At 70.3% G+C, this 2,459-nt stretch carries 3 protein-coding genes; all 3 read right to left on the bottom strand.

Going from position 1 to position 2,459, the window contains the following annotated elements:
- Positions 1–50: 50 nt before the first annotated feature.
- The 3 genes from ACWCO3_RS33955 to ACWCO3_RS33945 are packed head-to-tail and all read right to left on the bottom strand — an operon-like array spanning position 51 to position 2,329.
- Complete coding sequence (locus ACWCO3_RS33955; protein WP_450014050.1) at positions 51–1,685, bottom strand: serine hydrolase domain-containing protein; 1,635 nt, start codon at positions 1,683–1,685, stop codon at positions 51–53.
- A gap of 26 nt (positions 1,686–1,711) precedes the next feature.
- Positions 1,712–1,987: a hypothetical protein gene (locus tag ACWCO3_RS33950; protein ID WP_357844959.1), complete on the bottom strand. Its 276-nt coding sequence runs from the start codon at positions 1,985–1,987 to the stop codon at positions 1,712–1,714.
- 3 nt (positions 1,988–1,990) lie between these two features.
- Positions 1,991–2,329 (bottom strand): ArsR/SmtB family transcription factor, encoded by a 339-nt coding sequence (locus ACWCO3_RS33945; RefSeq protein WP_357844956.1) that lies wholly within the window; start codon positions 2,327–2,329, stop codon positions 1,991–1,993.
- Positions 2,330–2,459: the final 130 nt, after the last annotated feature.

The following is a 2,459-nucleotide window of genomic DNA, read 5'->3' as shown; positions in this document are numbered from 1 at the left end:
TTGATTCGGGGGGTCGGCCGTACCACATCTGGCCATGATCAGGGCTTTGTTCACAGGTGGGGTCGTTGTCCACAGGTCGCGGATGCGCGCTGGCGCTGGGTCGCGGCGTATCGGGCAGGCGTGCCGAGTGGGGCTGTCGTCGGCGCGGGCGCGCCGGGTCGGCGGGTGCGGAACGAGTCGTACACGCTGATGCCGAGTCGGGTCAGCGCGAGCGCGGCCGACAGGACGACCACGGCGCGGATGGCGTGACCGACGTCTGGCGCCCACAGCTGGAGCTTGGCCAGCCCGGCGCCCTTCCAGAAGGAGGGCACCAGCCACGTCGCGGTGGCGGCGACGGCGGCGCATCCGCCGACCCAGCAGGCGGTGGTGACGATCGTCCGGGTGCGTGAACGGGCCGGCAGGGTGGTGCGGTGTCGCCGGGTACGGAGGGCGCGGGTCACCGACCAGCCGAGCATGACGAGCAGTGCTGCGGCGACGGCGAGCAGCCCGCCCAGCGCCCAGGTGTGGATCGGGTCCTCGGTGGCGGTGGCTGGTGTGCCACCGTGCAGGATGCGGGCCACGTTGAACGCTCCGGCGCTCAGTGGCGCGTCCATCGGCAGGCCGTAGATGTTGGTCATGACGATCACGGCGAGGTTCGCGTCGGGGGCCAGCACGAGGTGGGTGAAGGAGTCGGGGGTCGCGCCGGCGTGCCAGACGATGCGGGTGCCGACGCCGTCCAGGGTGCTGTTCTTCCAGCCGAACCCGTAGGTGCCGTGACCGGTGTCCGCGGTGCCGGTGTGCATCTGTTTCGTGCCCTCGGGGCTGAGGATCCGGGTGTCGCCGAAGCGACCGCCGCCCAGTTGCGCGACGGCGTAGTGGGACAGGTCGTCGAGGCTGGCGGCGAGGAACCCGTACGGCACTCCGGCGGTGTCGAAGGGTGCGGCGAAGCGTTGCGGCCGGCCGAGGTAGTACCGGTGCCCGGCGGGGATGCTGATGACACGGGCCTCGTCGGCGGTGGCCACGGAGTGCGTCATCCGGAGCGGGTCGAGCACGTGACGGCGTAGGTAACCGCCGAAGGTGTCGCCGGTGACGCTCTCGACGAGCGCGCCGAGGATCATGTAGTTGGCGTCGCTGTACTCGTAGGTCTGCCCGACGGGCGCGATGGGGCGCAGGGTGGCCAGGTCCCGCACGGACCGGGTCAGTGCGCCGGGGCGGTTGTCGTACCGGTCGGTCAGGTCGGTGCTCCAGACCTGCGGTAGACCGCTGGTGTGGGTCAACAGGTGGCGGACGGTGACCGTCCGGGCGGTGTCCGGGGCGCCCAGGCGCAGCCACGGAACGTACGTGGAGGCCGGGACGTCGAGGTGGACCCGGCCGGACTCGACCAGTTGGGCCACCGCGAGTGCGGTGAACGACTTGCTCGTCGACCCGAGCATGAACGGTGTGTGGACGGTCATCGGCTGTCCGTCGCCGTCGACGCCCCAGGCACCTTGTTGCAGGGTCTCGTCGCCGCGGATCACCGCGTACGCCAGGCCGGGCGCCCGTGTCCGCTCCATGTAGTCGCGCAGGTAGCGCTCGGTGGCGGCCAGGTCGTCGGCGGATGCGGGGCTGGCGGCGACCGGGGCCGCCGTCGTGGCGAGCACGGCCAGACAGACGGCTGTGGAGGCGAGGCGGCGGGTCTGGGTCAGCAGTCGGGTCAGGGTGTTCACGTCGACGGTCCTCCCCCGTGCGTTCGTTAGCCGATCTGGCTGAGCAGCTTCTCGAGGGCGGCCAGTCGTTGCCGGACCTCGCCGAGTTCGTCGCGGACGCCCTTGAGTTCGATCGCGGTGCTCCGGGCGCTGTCGGCGCCACGTTCGGCCAGCACCCGGTAGCCCTCCTCCCGGGCTGCGGCGTATCGGGCGCGGTAGATGCTGGTCCCGATGAGACCGGCAACGGTGATCACCGCCAGCACGATCGCCGTCACGGCGATGGTGGAGGTCTGCGCCATGTCCAACGCCAGCTGATGGGTCATTGCTCACTCCTTCTGTTGTGCGGCCGACTCGGAGCCGGTCAGGCTCTGCGCCGCCAGCACGATCGTGTTGAGGTCCAGGGGCACCGTGAACGGCACGGCCTGGACGTACTTCACCGAGCTGCCGTCGGGTGCTGTCACCAGTTCGCCGGTGACCAGGCCGGCCGCTTCGAGCTTCTGCAGGTGCATGTAGAGCAGTGGCCGGTTCATGTGCAGCTGCCGTGCCAGCTCGCTGACGTACGTGCGCTGTTGCGCCAGGGCGGCGAGGATCCGCAGCCGGTGCGGGCTGGCCAGCGCGGCCAGCAGTGGCACCAGTTCGTCACCTGTCGGAGAGGTGCCGCTCATCGTGGATTCCCTCCTCGACACCCCTGTCAGATTTCCCTGACATCGGGCGTCACAAAAGTCTGACAGGGGTGATCGGAGGTGTCAACGCCAGACGAGGGGAACGCCGCCTCACCCCTGGCCGCACTCCGCC

This window comes from Micromonospora sp. NPDC002411 (assembly GCF_053592955.1).
The sequence above is the reverse complement of the archived record's forward strand: the minus strand, read 5'-3'. Positions and strand labels throughout refer to the sequence as shown.